This window comes from Oceanicoccus sp. KOV_DT_Chl (genome assembly GCF_900120175.1).
Classification (GTDB): Bacteria; Pseudomonadota; Gammaproteobacteria; order Pseudomonadales; family Dasaniaceae; genus Oceanicoccus.
This window is the reverse complement of the sequence record NZ_FQLF01000002.1, coordinates 2,096,230-2,115,034: the sequence shown is the minus strand read 5'-3', so window position 1 is coordinate 2,115,034 and position 18,805 is coordinate 2,096,230. Positions and strand designations below refer to the sequence as shown.

The 18,805-nt window shown below is 47.1% G+C and carries 17 protein-coding genes and 1 pseudogene; 4 read left to right on the top strand and 14 right to left on the bottom strand.

The genetic code is table 11. The annotated features are described in order from the left end of the window. Positions 1-153 precede the first annotated feature (153 nt). The 3 genes from UNITIG_RS13750 to UNITIG_RS13740 form a co-directional block, all read right to left on the bottom strand. The gene (locus UNITIG_RS13750) at positions 154-1,170 is read right to left on the bottom strand and encodes a glutamine synthetase beta-grasp domain-containing protein (protein ID WP_101758893.1); all 1,017 of its coding nucleotides are present in this window, start codon (positions 1,168-1,170) and stop codon (positions 154-156) included. Between the two features lie 380 nt (positions 1,171-1,550). Next, positions 1,551-2,315, bottom strand: coding sequence for a PP2C family serine/threonine-protein phosphatase (locus tag UNITIG_RS13745; RefSeq protein WP_101758892.1), 765 nt, complete (start codon positions 2,313-2,315; stop codon positions 1,551-1,553). Between the two features lie 38 nt (positions 2,316-2,353). Beyond that, positions 2,354-3,439, bottom strand: a complete 1,086-nt coding sequence (locus UNITIG_RS13740) for a serine/threonine-protein kinase (RefSeq protein ID WP_101758891.1) — start codon at positions 3,437-3,439, stop codon at positions 2,354-2,356. A gap of 226 nt (positions 3,440-3,665) precedes the next feature. Between UNITIG_RS13740 and glnA the strand changes: the two genes are divergently transcribed. From glnA to ntrC, 4 genes are all read left to right on the top strand, one after another. Next, a complete protein-coding gene (gene glnA, locus UNITIG_RS13735; RefSeq protein WP_101758890.1) occupies positions 3,666-5,072 on the top strand; it encodes a glutamate--ammonia ligase in 1,407 nt (468 codons plus the stop codon). Positions 5,073-5,293: 221 nt separating this feature from the next. Beyond that, positions 5,294-5,839, top strand: coding sequence for a DUF4124 domain-containing protein (locus UNITIG_RS13730; RefSeq protein WP_101758889.1), 546 nt, complete (start codon positions 5,294-5,296; stop codon positions 5,837-5,839). A gap of 311 nt (positions 5,840-6,150) precedes the next feature. Then, on the top strand, positions 6,151-7,245 hold the full coding sequence (gene glnL, locus UNITIG_RS13725; protein ID WP_101758888.1) for a nitrogen regulation protein NR(II): 1,095 nt from the start codon (positions 6,151-6,153) through the stop codon (positions 7,243-7,245). After that, positions 7,242-8,684, top strand: coding sequence for a nitrogen regulation protein NR(I) (gene ntrC / locus UNITIG_RS13720; protein ID WP_101758887.1), 1,443 nt, complete (start codon positions 7,242-7,244; stop codon positions 8,682-8,684). The genes glnL and ntrC overlap by 4 nt, the downstream gene beginning before the upstream one ends. Here ntrC and UNITIG_RS13715 read toward each other — a convergent pair whose 3' ends face one another. The 11 genes and pseudogenes from UNITIG_RS13715 to UNITIG_RS13675 form a co-directional block, all read right to left on the bottom strand. Then, on the bottom strand, positions 8,685-9,134 hold the full coding sequence (locus UNITIG_RS13715; RefSeq protein ID WP_101758886.1) for a hypothetical protein: 450 nt from the start codon (positions 9,132-9,134) through the stop codon (positions 8,685-8,687). A 3-nt stretch (positions 9,135-9,137) separates the two neighbouring features. Beyond that, positions 9,138-9,227 carry a DUF6701 domain-containing protein gene (locus tag UNITIG_RS25625; RefSeq protein ID WP_369809202.1) on the bottom strand — a complete coding sequence of 30 codons (90 nt, stop codon included), beginning with the start codon at positions 9,225-9,227 and terminating at the stop codon, positions 9,138-9,140. A 14-nt stretch (positions 9,228-9,241) separates the two neighbouring features. Next, positions 9,242-13,858, bottom strand: a pseudogene (locus UNITIG_RS13710) (PA14 domain-containing protein); the annotation flags it as partial. Then, a complete protein-coding gene (locus UNITIG_RS13705) occupies positions 13,855-14,658 on the bottom strand; it encodes a type II secretion system protein J (RefSeq protein ID WP_101758884.1) in 804 nt (267 codons plus the stop codon). The pseudogene UNITIG_RS13710 and the gene UNITIG_RS13705, both read right to left, overlap by 4 nt. Further along, a complete protein-coding gene (locus tag UNITIG_RS13700; RefSeq protein ID WP_145999169.1) occupies positions 14,658-15,200 on the bottom strand; it encodes a prepilin-type N-terminal cleavage/methylation domain-containing protein in 543 nt (180 codons plus the stop codon). The genes UNITIG_RS13705 and UNITIG_RS13700 overlap by 1 nt, the downstream gene beginning before the upstream one ends. Before the next feature lies 1 nt (position 15,201). Further along, positions 15,202-15,702: a type II secretion system protein gene (locus UNITIG_RS13695; protein WP_101758882.1), complete on the bottom strand. Its 501-nt coding sequence runs from the start codon at positions 15,700-15,702 to the stop codon at positions 15,202-15,204. 24 nt (positions 15,703-15,726) lie between these two features. Beyond that, positions 15,727-16,032, bottom strand: a complete 306-nt coding sequence (locus UNITIG_RS23595; RefSeq protein ID WP_200821291.1) for a hypothetical protein — start codon at positions 16,030-16,032, stop codon at positions 15,727-15,729. After that, on the bottom strand, positions 15,996-16,226 hold the full coding sequence (locus UNITIG_RS25320; protein WP_304528930.1) for a prepilin-type N-terminal cleavage/methylation domain-containing protein: 231 nt from the start codon (positions 16,224-16,226) through the stop codon (positions 15,996-15,998). The genes UNITIG_RS23595 and UNITIG_RS25320 overlap by 37 nt, the downstream gene beginning before the upstream one ends. A gap of 25 nt (positions 16,227-16,251) precedes the next feature. After that, positions 16,252-16,794: a type II secretion system protein gene (locus tag UNITIG_RS25315; protein ID WP_101758881.1), complete on the bottom strand. Its 543-nt coding sequence runs from the start codon at positions 16,792-16,794 to the stop codon at positions 16,252-16,254. Between the two features lie 69 nt (positions 16,795-16,863). Next, positions 16,864-17,487 (bottom strand): prepilin-type N-terminal cleavage/methylation domain-containing protein, encoded by a 624-nt coding sequence (locus UNITIG_RS25310; RefSeq protein ID WP_101759287.1) that lies wholly within the window; start codon positions 17,485-17,487, stop codon positions 16,864-16,866. An 89-nt stretch (positions 17,488-17,576) separates the two neighbouring features. Then, positions 17,577-18,803: a type II secretion system F family protein gene (locus tag UNITIG_RS13675; RefSeq protein WP_101758880.1), complete on the bottom strand. Its 1,227-nt coding sequence runs from the start codon at positions 18,801-18,803 to the stop codon at positions 17,577-17,579. Positions 18,804-18,805 lie beyond the last annotated feature (2 nt).

Sequence of the window (18,805 nt, the reverse complement as noted above, 5' to 3'; positions counted from 1 at the left end):
AAATACCGCAACCGGTGAAACTCAACATAGCATGCACAAAGCAATGCTTGAGAGAGACAGTCAGAGTAGGAATGGATACTGGAAAGGAGAAAGAACTGGCCAGCACCCGACAGGGTACTGGCCAAAACGACTAGCTAAAAAGCTGGCTAGAAATTAAAAGCCGGCTTCTTTAGTAGTCTTAACGATAGCAGCAGCTATCTTGTACGGGTCGCCGTTAGAAGAAGGACGACGGTCTTCCAAACGACCAATCCAGCCATCTTCTACTGTGCTAACCGGGATACGAATAGACGCACCACGGTCAGAAACACCGTAGCTGAACTGGTCAATAGACTGAGTCTCGTGCTTACCAGTCAAACGCTGCTCGTTGTGTGCGCCGTAAACGCTCATGTGGCGCTCGATATTTTTACCAAACTCTTCACAGATCTTGGTGAAAATTTCTTCCTTACCTTCTTCACGCATAGCCGCGTTAGAGAAGTTGGCGTGCATACCAGAACCATTCCAGTCAGTATCGCCCAGCGGCTTGGGATGGTACTCAATCATCAGACCATATTTCTCAGCAGTACGCTCAAGCAAATAACGCGCTAACCAGATTTCATCACCGGCACGCTTGGCGCTCTTGGCGAAGATCTGGAATTCCCATTGGCCAGCAGCTACTTCAGCATTGATACCTTCAACGTTCAAGCCAGCCTCTAAACACATGTCCAGGTGCTCTTCGATCAGATCACGACAGTAAGCGTTTTTAGCACCTACAGAACAATAGTAAGGGCCCTGAGGAGCTGGGTAACCACCTGCAGGGAAGCCTGGTGGCAAATCAGTAGTAGGATCCCACAAGAAGTATTCCTGCTCGAAACCAAACCAGAAATCCTCATCATCTTCAGATACGTCGATAGTCGCACGGCCATTAGACTCGTGAGCAGTACCATCAGCGTTAAGTACTTCAGTCATAACCAGGTAAGAGTTCTTGCGATCCGGATCAGGGATGACCATAACGGGCTTCAGCAAACAATCAGAGGCATTACCTTCAGCCTGCTCGGTAGAGCTGCCGTCAAATACCCACATTGGGCACTCTTCAAGGGTTCCACCAAAATCTTTGCGAACCATAGTTTTACTGCGAAGGCTTTGCGTTGGCTTGTAACCATCGAGCCAGATGTATTCCAACTTACTTTTCATCTTGAGTGTCACTCCGATAAGTTTCTTGAGTTTTAGGGCCCACTGCCATTACTTAGAAAAGCCCCGTGTTAAATCTTGAATATTTCTTACAGCAAATTCTATTCCAACTCTTGCATCGACATCCATACCAACTGACAATCCGCGCCCAAAAACAGCGCATAGCCGTATTTTTCGAGGCATGGAGCATAGCAAGCTGCCACAAGACACTAAGTTAGGCGTATCTAGAGCCTGCAAGCGTGCACCAAAAAATAGCAAAAAAATATTAGCGGCACCAATATGGGGCTAGGGGCAGGTAATTGATGACTCAAAATTCAGGGTTAAAAGCCATCCAATCACCCGCTTAACTGCGCAGGAGTATACGCCGAAGAACCAACACTGAGTCAAGCAGCATCAACAACGATGGCCGTGATATTATCACGCCCACCGTTGTTCAGAGCACCATCAACCAGGCTATTAAGGGCATCCTCCAGCGCGTCCTGCGCCAAATACTGTTGAATTTCAGCGCGAGCCAGATCGTTATAGAGGCCGTCACTGCAAATCAAAAAGCGATCGCCCTTTTGAACAAGTTCATAATCCAAATCCAGATGCAAGGTTTGATGTACACCCACTGCCCGCGTCAGCACATGAGCTGATGGGTGCAGGGGAACTTGCTCGGCTTTCAACTCACCCCTGGAAAACTTTTCCTGAGCGACGGTATGGTCTTTGGTCAGCTGCGTCAGCCTCTCATTTCTTAGCCGATAGACACGACTATCTCCTGCCCATAGTAAAAAACCGTATTGACCATAAGAAAACAGTGCCGCTACCGTCGAACCGACACGCTCTCCGTGGAAGGAATTTCGGCAATTATTATGCGCCTCTCTAAACCTCGCCTCCAAACCCCGGATACTTTCAGCAAGGGTTTTTGACTTAACAAAATGAACGCAGGCTTCTGCCACCACGCCACTAGCATAATCACCGCGCGCGAGCCCCCCCATACCATCGGCAACAACCCACAAGCCCTGCTCGGTAGAATGGTAAAAAGCATCCTCATTATCTTGCCGCACCCAGCCAGCATGGCTGCGACCGAGGCTACGCCAGCAAATTTCGGGCGCAGCAGTAAGCTCTGCTTCAAGTGCGACCAGTTGTTGATAATTGATATAGGGCATAAAACCTACTGGTAATAAATGTATAAACGCACTTAGACTTAGCTGCCGACGGAACTCCAGTAGCCTTCTCTCAGGATACGGAGCACTGCATCTGCCGAGGTCGGCCGGTCTAACGGGTCTTTTTGTAAACAGCTCATGGCGAGATCAGACAGCACCTTGGGCACGCGGACTTTAGTTACCGAGCGCGGATCTGCTGGCAACTCATTACGAATTTGGTCCAGCAGCAATTGCACCCGTTCCCCCTGAAACGGTGTGACTCCAGTGAGCACCTCATAGAGTACCGAACCAAAGCTGTACCAATCAGACTGCGCATTAATGCCGGGGTCCCTTGTTATTTGCTCCGGGGACATATACATGACCGTGCCTTGCAACTTACCCTCACCAGTCATTCCTGCTCCCGTTAACACCGCTGAAGTAGCAGCCGCTTCTATCTCTGCTTCACCAACAGCGGCGTCACTACTCAGGGAATCTTTAGGCCAAACCTTGGCCAAGCCCCAGTCCATCAGCAACACTTCCCCATAGGGGCCCACCAAAATATTTTCAGGTTTTATATCCCGATGCACCACGCCCCTTGAATGCGCATAACCTAATGCTCGCGCAACTTGCACCATCAAGTCCATGAGCTGAGTCAGGTCATAGCGCTCACGGTAATCCAGTACCTCGCGCAAGGTATAACCATGAACTAATTTCATAGTGAAGTAATAGTTGCCGCGATTATCTCGTCCGAGCTCATAGGTGGGAATGGTATTAGGGTGCTGAAGCATGGCGGAAATACGCGCCTCGCGCAGCAAGCGATGGTTTTCAATCGGATCATTGATAAATTCCGAGCGCAGGGTTTTATAGCAAACGGTTCGGCGCAGGTGCAGGTCACGACATGACTGGATCAGCGACTTGCCTCCCTTTGCGATAGTACTGAAAAAAGCATACCGCGTGTTCGGGTTCAGCGTTTCCGGCAAAGGCATATCGGTTTCTTCAGCATAAACACGAGCGTCTTCGATATTTTGCTGTGGAAATTCGTGCATTACTAACTCCTTGGGCACCGCAAAGGTCATTCCTGCTGCATTTTCAGCGGAGGTATGGGCAAGGGCTTTGAGTATATCCGGTTTCAAAGCCGCTTCAAGCACTGCGAAAGCCGCAATCGTTATTACTAACCTCTTAATAAACCGCTAAAGCTTCAATTGCTTATGGTTGAAATTCCCGAACAAATTCGGAATTTTTTTGCTGCAAATTAAATGCTATCATCAGCCGCTGTCCGCACATTTGATGAAAGAGCGTACTTCATTTCACGCTGAGCGACTCGCTTAATACAGCCGATACTTTTCAAAAACAACACACTTGAGGAATCCAAGAATGTCAGAGAAAACTCTGGGAATGATCAAAGAACACGACGTGAGATGGGTTGACCTGCGCTTCACTGACACCAAAGGCAAAGAGCAGCATGTCACCATCCCCGCTACTGAAATCGACGACGGCTTCTTTGAGGACGGCAAGATGTTTGACGGATCGTCTATCGCGGGCTGGAAAGGTATTAATGAATCAGACATGGTTTTGATGCCCGATGATAGCACAGCTGTGCTCGACCCTTTCACCGACGACATCACTTTGAATTTACGCTGCGGTATTCTTGAGCCTTCTACTATGCAGGGTTACAACCGCGACCCACGCTCTATTGCACAACGCGCTGAAGCCTACCTGAAATCTACCGGCATCGCCGATACTGCGGTTTTTGGTCCAGAGCCAGAGTTCTTTATCTTTGATGACGTAAAGTGGAAAGTTGACATCTCTGGCGCCGCCTATGAAATCAACTCAGAAGAAGCGGCATGGTCTTCTAACAAGACGTTCGCTGACGGCAACACTGGCCATCGCCCTGTAGTTAAGGGCGGTTACTTCCCCGTTCCACCGGTTGATTCATTACACGACCTGCGCGGTGCTATGTGTAACGCCATGGAAGCCATGGGTCTGGACATTGAAGTACACCACCACGAAGTGGGTACTGCCGGCCAGTGTGAAATCGGCGTTGGTCCTAATACCGCCGTAGCCAAAGCAGATGAAATTCAGATTTTCAAATACTGCGTACACAACATCGCTCATGCCTACGGCAAAACAGCGACGTTCATGCCCAAGCCCTTAGTAGGCGATAACGGTTCTGGTATGCACGTTCACCAGTCGTTAAGCAAAGACGGCGTAAACATTATGGCGGGAGACGTTTACGGCGGCCTGTCAGAAACTGCCCTGTTCTACATCGGCGGTATCATCAAGCACGCTCGGGCTATCAACGCCTTTGCTAACGCTTCCACTAACTCTTACAAGCGCTTGGTGCCAGGCTTTGAAGCACCCGTTATGCTGGCTTACTCTGCCCGTAACCGTTCCGCTTCTATTCGCATCCCTTTCGTACCCAACCCGAAAGCCCGTCGTATCGAAGTACGTTTCGGTGATCCAACAGCCAACCCTTACCTGATGTTCACCGCTATGTTGATGGCAGGTTTGGACGGTATCCAAAACAAGATCCACCCTGGCGATGCCGCAGACAAAGATTTGTATGACCTACCCGCTGAAGAAGCCGCCGAGATCCCAACGGTTGCCTCTAGCCTGGAACAAGCACTGGCAGCACTGGATGCAGATCGCTCGTTCTTGACTGCTGGCGGGGTAATGGACGACGACATGATTGACGGCTACATCGCACTCAAGTCTGAAGAAGTTGAGCGCCTGAACATGACGACCCACCCGGTTGAGTTTGAAATGTACTACAGCTGCTAAATCCTGCCTTTTGCTAAATCAAAACCCGCTCCTTTCAAGGCAGCGGGTTTTTTTATGCCTCGCCACCGCTAATCCAAACATAATCAATGGCCTCAATTTATCCCTACTCATTTGCAAAACATGCGCGCAACCTCACAGCGCAGAGCCAGACAAACACCTTTGCAGCAGCTATGATTACCATTAAAACCCTAAGCATGGACCGGTAACGAGGACTCTATCCAATGAACCACCCTCTCCCTAAGTTAGCACTCGCTATCCCATTAAGCTTTGTTATTTCAAGCTCGGTACTCGCCGAAGTCTATAAACATGTGGATGAAAACGGCAAAGTGACCTATACCGATACTCCAAGCACTGATGCTGAAGCAGTAGAGCTAACCGAACCTAATAGCCTTAAACCGGTAGCAATTCCGGTACGAACAGCACCGCTGCCCGATCCGGCAATACCGACCTACCGCCTGCGCATTAGCAGCCCCAGCCCAGGCAGCAGTGTGAGCGGGCTCAACAGCTTCGAAGTCAAGGGAACCGTGGAGCCATCACTCAAACCGAATCACCAGATACAATTACTTATCGACAGTGAAAACCACAGTAGCAGCCGCAGCACCAGTTTTAGCGTCAGCGGGCTCAGCCGAGGCGAGCACACACTGCAACTGACCATCATCGACGAAAACGACACCCTGCTAAATAGCTCACCGATTGTTACCATTATCGCGACTCGACCCGGCAATCTCATTACCGAAAAGGAAACCAGCGTTACACCAACTGATTAACCCCCCACAGCCCTGTCACCTAGAGCACAACCATGGCGCCATGGCGGTGCGCCGCTCAAAAACAGTGCACCCAAACGATCCAACTTGGTGCGCTTTGTATTATACTCCCATGCTAATAGCTAAAAGCTGTTCTACAACTGCTGCCGCCAACACAATTTAAGCTACTTTAGCAACAATTTAGCGACTTTTTAACGCATTTACTTTGAATATAGAGACATGGTTTGTTTTTTGCATTTAGCCTGTAGCAAATTAGTGCACGCCGCACACGGCATGCAATGCAAACCGCAACCCAACCTTAATTAGAGCAGGCAATGGCTCCCGATAGCACACAAACAGACATTCTCGACCATTTGCAGACGGCTATTTTGCTGATTGATGCCGACATGACGGTGAGCTATATCAACTCTGCTGCCCAAGTGCTATTAAAAGTAAGTGGCAACCGCGTCATTGGTGAGCCTATTGACGTCCTGTTTCATGAGAAAGATGGCAATCAGGCTCAAGCCAACTTACTCAGCGTGATGCATAACAATAACCCCTTTACCAAGCGCGAAACTGTGCTGGAACTTCCCAATGGCGATGCCATAACCGTCGATTGCGCGGTATCCCCAATCACTGAAGACAACGGTAGCAACGCGCTGGTGATGGAGTTACAACCGCTTGATCGTTTATTACGCATCAGCCGTGAAGAAGGGCTGTTATCCTCGCAGCAAAATTCACAGGCACTGATTCGCGGTCTGGCCCATGAAATTAAAAACCCGCTGGGTGGGCTTCGCGGCGCAGCGCAGTTATTAGCGCGCGAATTACCCGACGAATCACTCGCTGATTACACCGATATTATTATTGCTGAAGCTGACCGACTCAGTAACCTCGTCAACCGCATGCTGGGCTCTCATGATTTAATGGACATGCAACAGCTCAATATCCACGAAGTGCTGGAAAGGGTTAAAAAATTAGTTGAAGTTGAAACCGGTCACTCTATTACCATCACCCGTGACTATGACCCCAGCATCCCGGATCTTGAAGGTGACAAAGAGCGCTTAATTCAGGCTGTATTGAATATTGTCCGCAATGCCATGCAAGCACTCAAGAATGCTGATATTGCAAGCCCGACTATCACGCTAAAAACACGCACCTTACGCCAATTTACCATTGGCACCCATTGTCACCGACTGGTTTGTAAAGTCACCATCAGCGACAACGGCCCCGGCATACCCAAAGAACTACTGGAAACTATTTTCTTGCCTATGGTCAGTGGCCACGCTGAAGGCACCGGTCTGGGTCTATCCATTTCACAATCAATCATCACCTACCACCATGGTTTGATTGAATGCAACAGCGAAGCGGGCAACACCCAATTCGCCTTATACATACCGCTAGATATCACACCTATGGAGCAACAAGCATGAGCACGGCCAACACTGTCTGGATAGTCGACGATGACCGCTCTATTCGCTGGGTTCTGGAAAAAGCCCTAAATCAAGCGGGTATTGAAACCCAAACCTTTGAAACTGGCGAATCGATTATCCGCAAACTGCAGACAGATTCACCTCATGCCATTATCAGCGACATTCGGATGCCTGGCATGGGCGGCCTGGAGCTGCTGGGGAAAATTACCGATTCCCATCCCGACCTACCGGTCATTATTACCACTGCCCACTCGGATCTGGATAGCGCAGTAGCCTCCTATCAGGGCGGAGCGTTTGAATATCTTCCCAAACCGTTTGATATTGATGATGCTGTCGCTATGACCGAGCGCGCATTAATTCATGCGCGTGAGATCAAACCTGAAGCGATTGAAGTTGCCGAAGCCATTAGCAACAATGAAATTATTGGTGAAGCACCTGCCATGCAGGAAGTGTTTCGAGCTATTGGTCGCCTCTCACATTCCAATATCACAGTATTGATCAACGGCGAGTCCGGTACGGGTAAAGAACTGGTGGCTCAGGCCCTGCACAAACACAGCCCACGCGCCAAGCAACGCTTTATCGCGCTAAACATGGCCGCCATCCCTAAAGAATTAATGGAATCAGAATTATTTGGCCATGAAAAAGGGGCTTTTACCGGCGCTACCGCTTTACGTGAAGGACGTTTTGAACAAGCCGATGGCGGCACATTATTTTTAGATGAAATCGGCGATATGCCATCAGACACCCAAACCCGCTTACTGCGGGTGTTAGCCGATGGTGAGTTTTATCGGGTAGGTGGCCACATACCCATCAAGGTAGACGTACGCATCATCGCTGCTACCCACCAAAACCTCGAAGCACTGGTTAAAGATGGCCGTTTTCGCGAAGATTTATTTCACCGTTTGAATGTTATTCGCATCCACATTCCCAGCTTGCGTGACCGCCGCGAAGACGTGCCAAAGTTAATGCAATACTTCTTTGCCAAAGCCTCAGAAGAATTGGAAACCGAAACCAAAGTACTGATAAAGGATACCGAAGATTATTTATGTAAATTAGATTGGCCCGGTAACGTCAGGCAGCTGGAAAATACTTGCCGCTGGATTACGGTAATGGCCTCAGGTCGCGAAATTCACCTGGAAGATTTGCCACCTGAAATGCTTAATCAAAATATTGCTGAAAGCACTAGCAGCTCAGGCAATGGCGATTGGCAGGAAAACCTTCGACGCTGGGCTGATCAGGAGCTTAGCCTTGGTAAGAAAAAATTATTAGATACCGCCGTTCCCATTTTTGAAAGATTGATGATTGAAACCGCACTCAAACATACTCACGGTCGCAAACGCGACGCAGCAGTACTGTTGGGTTGGGGTAGAAATACACTAACCCGAAAAATGAATGAACTGGGAATGAATGACAGCAGCAACGACGATGAGGACGATTAATTAAATATTATCCTTCGCCTGAACCTCAACGACCCTGACTGCAGGGTCGCCTACAGGTCCGCATGATCCGGTACTGATTATAGTAAAATAATGTGTGCCATTGACCAGTACATAACTACAATCTACAGAAACTTCGAAGCAGCCAGTCAAACCATTAAAGGCATTGCCTTGCGCAGCATTATATAACCAATTTTGTACGGTATTGGCCGAATTTGCGCAGCTGGCAGTGTTAGCCACTGTCGATGGCGGTGGAAAAATTTCATTTAATTTTCGCTGGGTACCACTTTCCGCTGCCATTAGTGCGCGAGATGATATTATTTCCCTGGCAACCGACTCCGTACCCACCGACAATATATTCAACATGACTGCCGCCAGCATACTCAACACCACAATGATAAAGACCGCCATAATGACGGAAAAACCTTGCTGCTTCCTAGTTATCGCAACCATACGCTAAGGCCTTTCTCGCCAGTAAATAATGCGATCATGTCCCCGGTAAAGACCAAAATTAATTTGCGTACCAGGGTCCTCATCACCAGCCACCCACTATCCCAATCAAACTCAAACCATTCATCAACATCTATTTGAATCGTCACGTCACCGGTATTTCCCGCTCCCGGTCGATCTATGGTAATGGCCTGATCACCACTGCGGCTCTTGCCAAAAACCACTACCGCTGGCGGCATTGACGCAGGATTCACTGCAATATCTGCGCAACTGACTGCCCCAGGAATACAATCTTCCAGATCCCAACCACTGTAATCCGTTTCACTGTCTTGCGTATTGGTGACAAATTCAAACACGCCATTACTATCGGGGTCGCCCCAGTATTCAATGAGAAAAGGAATGGCGGTTTTATCACCGGCGTTAATTTCTGGCCCATAAACAGGCGGAATAAAAACGCGACCGTAACGAAATTCTGTCGCCGACCCAATTTGCACACTGTCACTATCGGTGCTGGGTCCGACGGTATCCAAATTTAAATCAGCATCCTGAAAGGTAATACCGTCCGAATCAGCAATACTCAAACCAATATTCACATTAGCGAAAGGACCATCCGCAGTGGATTCACGAATAAAAATTAGCGGCGCATCAATAATTATCGCCACACCTTCTGTCCACGAGATAGGATTACTATCTGCTGTTAATCTATCCGATAAATACGTGATGCCATCTACGGCACCATAAGCGTCATTACTATCACTGGCTAACTTACTAAAATCACCCTGATAATTTTTGATGGTGGCGCCGTTCTGCGCTACCGCACGCAGCGTATAATTTATCAAAAAGGGCTGTTCCATATAGGTGAAATTTGCCGACTCTAAAGCTGGTGTAATTGAAGCGGATTCCAGCACCAAGTGATCAGGGGTGAACCTACCGACTGGGCTAAGCACTGAAGTGGTATCGCCTGCCCCCAGATAATCACGATCGAAGACAGCAGCCTGCAATGAAATAATACCGACCTCATCCCATTGATAAGTCCCTACAAACGTTGCATCACTATCGCGGCTTAAAGCCCCTGTTAGAACACCAGTATGAACTGATGTCGGCTGGAGCAAAGTGTGAGTCAATAAAATACTCTCAGCGGGTGATTCTTTACCGTAATTTTGTACCGGATCATTGTCTTCATCGAGCGCAATGACCGTAACGTCAAAATCTTCTCCAGCTTTACGATAAATCACTCCATTTTCATCCGCTGCATTATAAGTACTAACATCTGCTGCAGTGCCACTGGGATAAATGGCAAAATGATGGGGCAACACTACAAAATCATTAATGCCCGCGCCGCTCAAGCTGCCATCATTGGCAGTGAAATTAATCGAACCTACATCCTTGTATTTTAAGGGCAACACTGCCTGCCCCTGATTAAAAGTAATGGGGGAAGGTGAAGCAATAACCCCCTCTACACCCGTATTAGGATTATTATAATTAACCGCAAAGGTGAGTGTTTTATCCCCTGTATAGGCCTCAATAACCCCACACACTGGATCCGTTGGGCTTTGCCCATAGGCTGCAATATAAGCATTAAAATCAGTGCCTGCGACTTGTGTCCCTATCGGTAAGGTGGCCGGGTCCACACCGGCAGTGAGCGCTTCCCCGGTAATCGTGAAACCACTCACAGCAAACGTCAGATCGCCCTCATCGTTATCGTCACTGATACCGCCATCAGTCACAGCAATATTTATTGTTAATAGATCAGACTCGCTAGCGCCACTGCGATCGAGTAAGAAACTTGCCACGCCATTATCATTAATTGAATAAGTATAAGTAGCGACACCATCACCGTCGGTACCGTTATCGAAGCTACCGTCGCCACTATTCAATATCCAGTTACCATCACCAGAGCCGGTGTCCAGGGTAACCGTACGTGCGTAGGCTACATCAGTAGCGTCAGTAATATCTTCAGCGGTTACCGTCACCAGTGTCGGCGCACAAAAAATAGCGCTACCACTATGGTCAATATCAAAATGGTCGGTAGTAGGTACATCGCAGACACGTGTTTCGGCCATAACGTCATTCACCTCTGCTGGCGTTAAAGCCATAGGGATAACGTTGACTTCATCAATAGCGCCGTCAAACACCTTTAATTGTGTAAGGCCAGTGTATAAATTGCCTATATAAAAATTAGAATCGGTATCAGGAATCAAACTGCTTGATTCATTAAAGGCACCATCTAATACTCCATCCACATAAAGCCTTACCCGTTCATTAGCCGCCAAACTGCCATCAAAAACGATTGCCACATGATACCAACGGTCAAGTTCAAAAAGTGTATTAGAGCGAAAACGATTATTGGTGCTATCTATATCGACATAGAGGTAACCGGGTTGACCGTTTAAAAAGAAAGCACCATAAGAAACATTGCCGGAAAAATTGGGCCTTTTAGAAAATAAGCCTCGTGCATTAGTGCCATTGGTTTGATTAAAAGTATCGGCCTTAAACCAGGCAGTTAAAGAAAGCTGCTGGGTATTATCCAAATCCGAACTGTCAGCAATTTCAATATAATCATCGACACCATCAAACTCACCATACCGGCAAGTGCCAGGGTTTCCACTCACCGCAGGGTCGGCATAAGCAGTTTTAGGGTTGTCGGGACCGCTACCAAAACCTAACGCTGTACCGTTGTGACCGCCGCCGGAAGAATCGACAACTTCACCGCCAGTGCCATTCCATAAAACCTCATCTAACTGCCAGGATGCCGTAGCTATTTCACAGGCACTGGTAAAATATTCAGCCGCAATGATTTCCGTAGAAAAACCGGGACCGGACCACTCCAACTGCGCAACTGCGCCACCGCCATTTTCATAATACTCCACAACAATTTTATAGCTTTGGCCGGCTACTAAAGTTTGTACCGCGCTGGAACGGTAGCTCGGGCCATGGTCCGACCAGTGATCAATTATTTCAACATCATCCAGATATAAACGAAAACCATCATCAGAACGTGAGCGAAATATATAATCGCCATCAGCAGGTGCTTGAATATAACCCTCCCAACGCACGGAAAAATCATTGGCGCCGATACCCGCAACAGGTACCCCACTGCCCCAGTTGTTATCGATGATGGCATCGACTTGTTCAATAGTATTGCCAGTAAAGAAGGCACCATCGTTTCCATCCTGATCATAGTAGGTTGCCTGTAACCCAGAAGCTTGATAAGCCGCTGCTATCTGGCTATCAGGTTCAATGGCAATCCCGGAACTATCTTCGACATTGTTGACTGTCACCAGATAATCAACCGGACCCAAAGATGACGTCTCTAAGGTAACCGTTTTCCCGTCTACTCCTAATGAGGCTGCGTTAACTGTCACACTTCGATCGATCGTATAATTTGCTGTATCTTCAGCCGTTAATATATCCAGCTGCTCGGAAAAAGTTAGATTAATTGTGTTGCCTGTACATGAAAAAGAAGCACTGCTTAACGTAGGTAAACCACAAGTTCCTAACAGCTGGGATTGCGGAATAGTCTGCCAGCTGAAACTGGAATTCTGCCATTGCAGCTGAGCAACTGCACCACCACCATTTTCAAAGTACTCCAAACGTATTTCATATTGTTGCCCGGCCACCAGTGCAATAGCCGCACTGTAATCATATCTGGGACCATGATTAGTCCAGTTATCAATCACTAAATTTCCATCTATCCATAAACGCACACCATCATCCGAGCGCGTGCGAAATTCAAAATCATCGGTGCTCGATGCAATAACATAACCTTCCCAGCGCACGGAAAAACGATCATTGCCTATGCCCGCTACTGGTGACCCAGTACCCCAATTAAAATCAACAGTGGCATCAACGCGCTCTACCTGACTGCCAGTGAAGTAAGCGCCTGCGTTATTATTCTGGTCAAAATAGGTCGCGGTTAATCCGCTGATTCTAAAACTGGCCGTCACTGTGGTATTGGCGGCAATCACGCCACCACTGGTATCTTCAATATTATTAATGGTTACCAGGTATTCATCAGCGGTCAGATCAGAGGTTTGTAGGGTCACACTTCTACCAGCACCATCCAGTGTTGCCGAGAACACACTGGCGCCATTATCCAGAACATAATTACCAACGGTTTCAGCAGTAACAGGGTCTACACCTTTATTAAAATTTATGGTGATACTATCAGCAGAGCAACCGTAAGCTGCGCTATCAACTTCAGGCGGACTATTATCAGTAAATAAATAATTTTGCGGAATAATTTGCCAACCACCGGTAGTGGGACCAGACCAACTTACCTGCGCCACAGCACCACCACCACGCTCATACATTTCTACTAAAATAGAATAACGTTGACCTGCCAACAACGCGACGGCACTACTGTCCCGGTTTCTCGGGCCATGGTTACTCCAGTCATTGACCAGTAAGTTGCCGTCTACCCAAATGCGAATACCGTCATCACCACGAACACGAAAATTATAATTGCCATCTGCTGGCACTTCTAACTCGCCTTCCCAGCGCACGGAAAAATCATTAGCCGCCATGCCCGGCCGGGGTGACCCGCCACCCCAATTAAAATCAATATTAGGATCAACAGTGATGATTTCAGTGCCGGTGAAATACTGATATTGCTGGCCGTTCTGATCATAATAGGTGGCATTAATATCGGCGATTACAAGCTCACTAAATACGAATAGTAAGACAACACAGCAGGCTGATGTTATAAATGTACGGTACAAACTCATGGTACATTCCTCACAAAAACGGCCTGATTAAAACGCAACCACTCATCGCCGGCTTTTAAATCCTGAAAACGAAAATCGATCAAAACTACTCCAGCTCGCTGCAAACTATTCACAGTATGAGTAAACACCGTCACCGCGCCATTATCGTTCACGCGAATATCTTCTGCCAACAAGATGCCATTAGCTGCTGTGGGGGGCGATGCGCTCAGTGGGTAACCTTGATGGCTGCGCAACTGACCATCACTAACACAAAAACTTTTTGCACCAGCAACAATATAAGCCCGCCGAGTGGGTGACTCATTAACAACCGTTAGGGCAGAAAAATTTAATCTTTGCGTATTAGCTACCGGGCCGGCAATAGCGCTGACTATATTAGTCATACTCGGCGATCCACCGTATACGCTATTGTTATCAAAGGTGTAAATAGCTAGTCGATCACTGCCAGAGGTAGGAAATGAATAGCCGACATCAACGATATCAAGCTGACTAATTGTGGAATTAACAATTGAACTTAAATAACTTGTCGCAGCAATAATAGGAATAAACTCAATACATTGATTGGTACCATCATCTAATACTCGAACACTGCCAGGCAAGGCATTACGCAACTCTCTGGTGACTCGCTCTATCGCAAAACGCGCCTGCTGCTGCAAATTATCCCTGCGCGCACTATCAACATACACCTGTACACCCTGACGCATAAACTGGGTACTGGAAACGGCCACTATCCCTAACAACACAATAGCCGCAACCAATTCTACTAAAGTGAAACCCTGCTGACTCTGATTAGGATAAGTCATTAATAATTTCCCTTATAAGCGGTAAAGCTTATTGGAAAATCCAGGCCAGCGCCTGATGGCAGATAAATATTAACGGTAATAAGCTTGGCATTGGTGTTGCCACCATTATCATTACCATCAAAGTCCCCATCATAAAAAACGCAGACCTCCATGCTATATCCGGCATACTGGCCCACTTGGTCAAATTGATTATTGAGTGCGTCAGTAATTACGATTGGATTGCCACAACTCTCGTTATAATCATCGACATCATTATAAAAATCACGAGCTGCACCTTCAGCCCCCATAATCGCACTGCATGCAGTACATGCCGGCACGCCGCCATCAGGAGTCAATTCATCAAATTTCTTTGACAGTATTTCATCCATTAATGCCTGACCAAATTCAGCCGCTCGAATTTGCAATAAAGGCTCAACACTGCGCCCGGGGTTAGCAAAGAAGACGCTGGTCAATAACGTAAGTGCCACTGCCATAAGTACGATGCCAACGACCAACTCGATTAGAGTGAATCCTGATAGTTTGTTACTTCTGCGACTACTCATATCAAATAGCCCTAATATAACCCGTCGATAAAATCTCCAATCGAAGATTACCGGGATTAATAGTTAGTACTAAAGCAGAACCAATTGGGGTGGCGCCGCAGTCACCGGTATAAGGATTACCTAAGCTATCAAAGAAAATAGTCGGGGCAGGATTAGCGCCTTCATTAATGGATAAGCCCGCAAAGTCGCCATCAAATGTGACCTCTTTTGCCTCTACAAAAGTGCCCAAATTCCGGCGGGGACCAAAACCCGAAGCATCAATAGTTAATGAGTAGCAACTATTTTGATCATACATCGCTCGCTGCTGGGAAAAGCGGTAGGTAGAAATAAACTGATCACGAAGGGCAAAATCAGCTACCTCGGTTCTACCAAAAAAGCGAGAGGACACTGTTACCGTTAAAATACCAATTAGCACAATAACAGTGAGTAGCTCTACCATGGTAAAGCCACTCTGTAAGTGGGTGAATCTCATGCCCACCGTTTTAAGGCGGTACTTAATCATGGCTGAAGAATTGGCTCAGCTCACTTAACAACCTGTGACGACGGCAGTAACAACCGGAGGCGTATTAGGATCATTCGTTTCCGTATATCGTGCATAACAATTGTTATCACTCACATTTACATCAGCAGGAGCATCAAGATTATAGCCAATATAAACGTTGTTTCCGCCAGCATCCTGTACTGTAAAAACATTGGTATCAAACTGAATTAAATTGATGATATCCCAATTAGCCGCATCATCCTGAACCGCCTTGGGGTAACCCGCTCTCACCTCAACCGTCTGACCATTGGCCGTTACTGTAGCGCCGGCATTACCGGTGCTACTTTCCACACCCGCCAATAGTGATTTCGCGTAAACCTGGGATGCCGCGCCCTCCATAGCCGCACGCAAACCATTGACGACCCCGGCACGTGCATCCCCTGAATATCAATAAAACGCGGTAAAGCCGTTACCGCTAAAATACCCAGCAACACTATCACTGCCACCAATTCGATCAAAGTAAAACCTGATTGTTGCTTATTCATATCTAACCTCTTTAACACCAATAAATTAAGGAACGGTCACCAACACCTGACCGGTTGCCAAGTTATATGTAAAATTTCTATTATCAGGATCTGTAGCGCCATTCACAATTAATGTATACACACAAATATCGGGCGTACCGCCAACCACTGTTACATCATATTCATCATTATTATTAATAGCCCCTGTGGTATGTGTTAGTGGCGGATTTTGCAGAATAAAATTAAACACCTGATCACACTCTGCTTCAGTTTGACCGACCGACGTAGTATTGCCATTACCCAGTGCTGGATCCTGCGCTGGCCAACCATTTTCATTGGCTATAAAGTCTGCGCCATCTAATGAGACCGTTGCACCCGTATTACCAAGGCTATTACCATCGGCAGTCCACTTCGCTTTAAATATTGCAACACCTGAAGAAAACCCCCCTGCCGTGCCTTTTACTGCTGCTGATTGTGCCTGAGCCGTAGTATTTAAAAATCGGGGCAAAGCCGCTGCCGCCAAAATCCCGAGTAGCACGATAACAATAACTAACTCTACCAGAGTGAAACCTTGCTGTTGTTTATACATTTTACAACCTCTATTTTTCTTTATAATTTTTGCAGCGACACAAATAAGCACATATTACATTACACTTGCCTAGCCCTGATTAGGAAACACCACCGTTACCTGACCATCAACCACATCATAATCAAAATAATGGGTACCAGTAGCCGTAGCACTATTACTTAAAATCAACTCATAGCGACAAACATCACCTACCTGCCCGGCAATATCACCACCCGCTCCGGTAATCACCGAAACATAAAATCGGTTATTGGCACGATTATTATTATTGGTGGTAGCAGCGGGCGAGCTTTGCAATATATCATCAAAAATCTGCTTGCACTCATCCGCCGTTTGTCCATCAGCGGATGCATCTTCACTACTATTTACATTAGCTGGCCAGCCATATTCATTCATATAGAAAACTTTGCCATCCAGATTGATAGCGATCTTATTTGCTGCCGAGGTGTTGCCACCCGCAGTGTTGCCGTCAGCAGCCCATTGCGCATGCGCTATCGATACACCCGTGCTAAAGCCACCTGCCACCCCTTCCAGACTCGCGACTTCTGCGTTATCGGTGGCGCTCAATAACCGCGGTAATGCTGCAGCGGCCAATAAGCCTAATAGTATGATCACAATCACCAATTCAATCAGGGTAAAACCCTGTATCTGGCGAGGTGCAGCTAAGTTGGCGCTAAAGCCCTTTGGTTTATTCATCTGCTTTTCTTCCATACTGATAACTATAGACAATATTTGCTCAATTACTGTAGTTAATCCAATACATATCCAGATTAACAACGACCTGGTTAACCCTGCATAACACTCATCATATCCCACATTGGCAGGAAAATGCCTAACGCTAAAATCATGACCAATCCGGCAATGCAAGCAATCAATATTGGCTCAATGTAACTCGCCAAATTCTTCAAATCGTAGTCAACTTCCTGTTCATAAAATGCCGCCACCTCTACTAGCATTTCATCGACTTGTCCGGTTTCTTCTCCGACCTGGATCATTTGTAAAACCAGCGGGGTAAACATTTTTGTATTCGCGGCACTGCGCAACAAGGATTCGCCCCGTTGAATTGATTCCCGCATAGCACGAATGCTACGCCCTACATATTCATTGCCCACTGCCTGAGAGGCAAGTTCCAAAGCCTGAATTAATGGCACACCAGCAGAGAGCATCAAGGCAAAACTACGTCCAAACCGGGCTAACAATGCGCGCTCTAAAATAGAACCGATAAAAGGTATACGCAGTTTATATTGATCCCAGCGCAGCGCCCCTTGCTCTGTATTGACGTAATAGCGCAGACCTACAATAGTGCCTATGGTAATCATTAATAACAGTGGCCAATAATTTACAAATAATGACGACATTCCAATAAGTATTTTGGTTGCCCAGGGTAAATCAGCACCAAAATTTTCAAATAAATCGGCAAACACTGGTATCACAAATATATTCAATACCACCAGCGCGGCCGCTAATGCGATCAATACAAACATAGGATAGCGCAAGGCGGCTCCGATACGCCGTCGTGTATCTTTTTCCAACTCCATATAACTGGACAGTTGCTGAAAAGCGGCTTCCAAGCGACCGGAATTTTCACCCACACTGACAATATTGATAAACATGTCATTAAAAATTTCGCCATGCCGCCTCATCGCAGTGCTTAAATTTACCCCCGAGTTTAGCGCCACCTCTATCTCAAGTAACACTTCTCTTAAGCGCTCATTTTTGGTGGAATCAGCCAAGCCACGAATTGATCGATTTAAAACGACACCCGCACGTGTCAGGCTATACATTTGACGACAAAACATCGCCAACTCTTCTAGCGTTACATTTTTCTGCATTAACTGCTGCAGCACGGGCGGTAATTCTATTGATGCTTTCACTGCCGCTTTATCAATAGCAATCGGTGTTATGCCACCACCCAGTAATTGCGTCGCTACACTATCTGCCGAAGCAGCTTCCACTACACCACTAACCAGTGCACCTTTTTCATCTCGCCCTCGATAGCTAAAACTAGCCATAG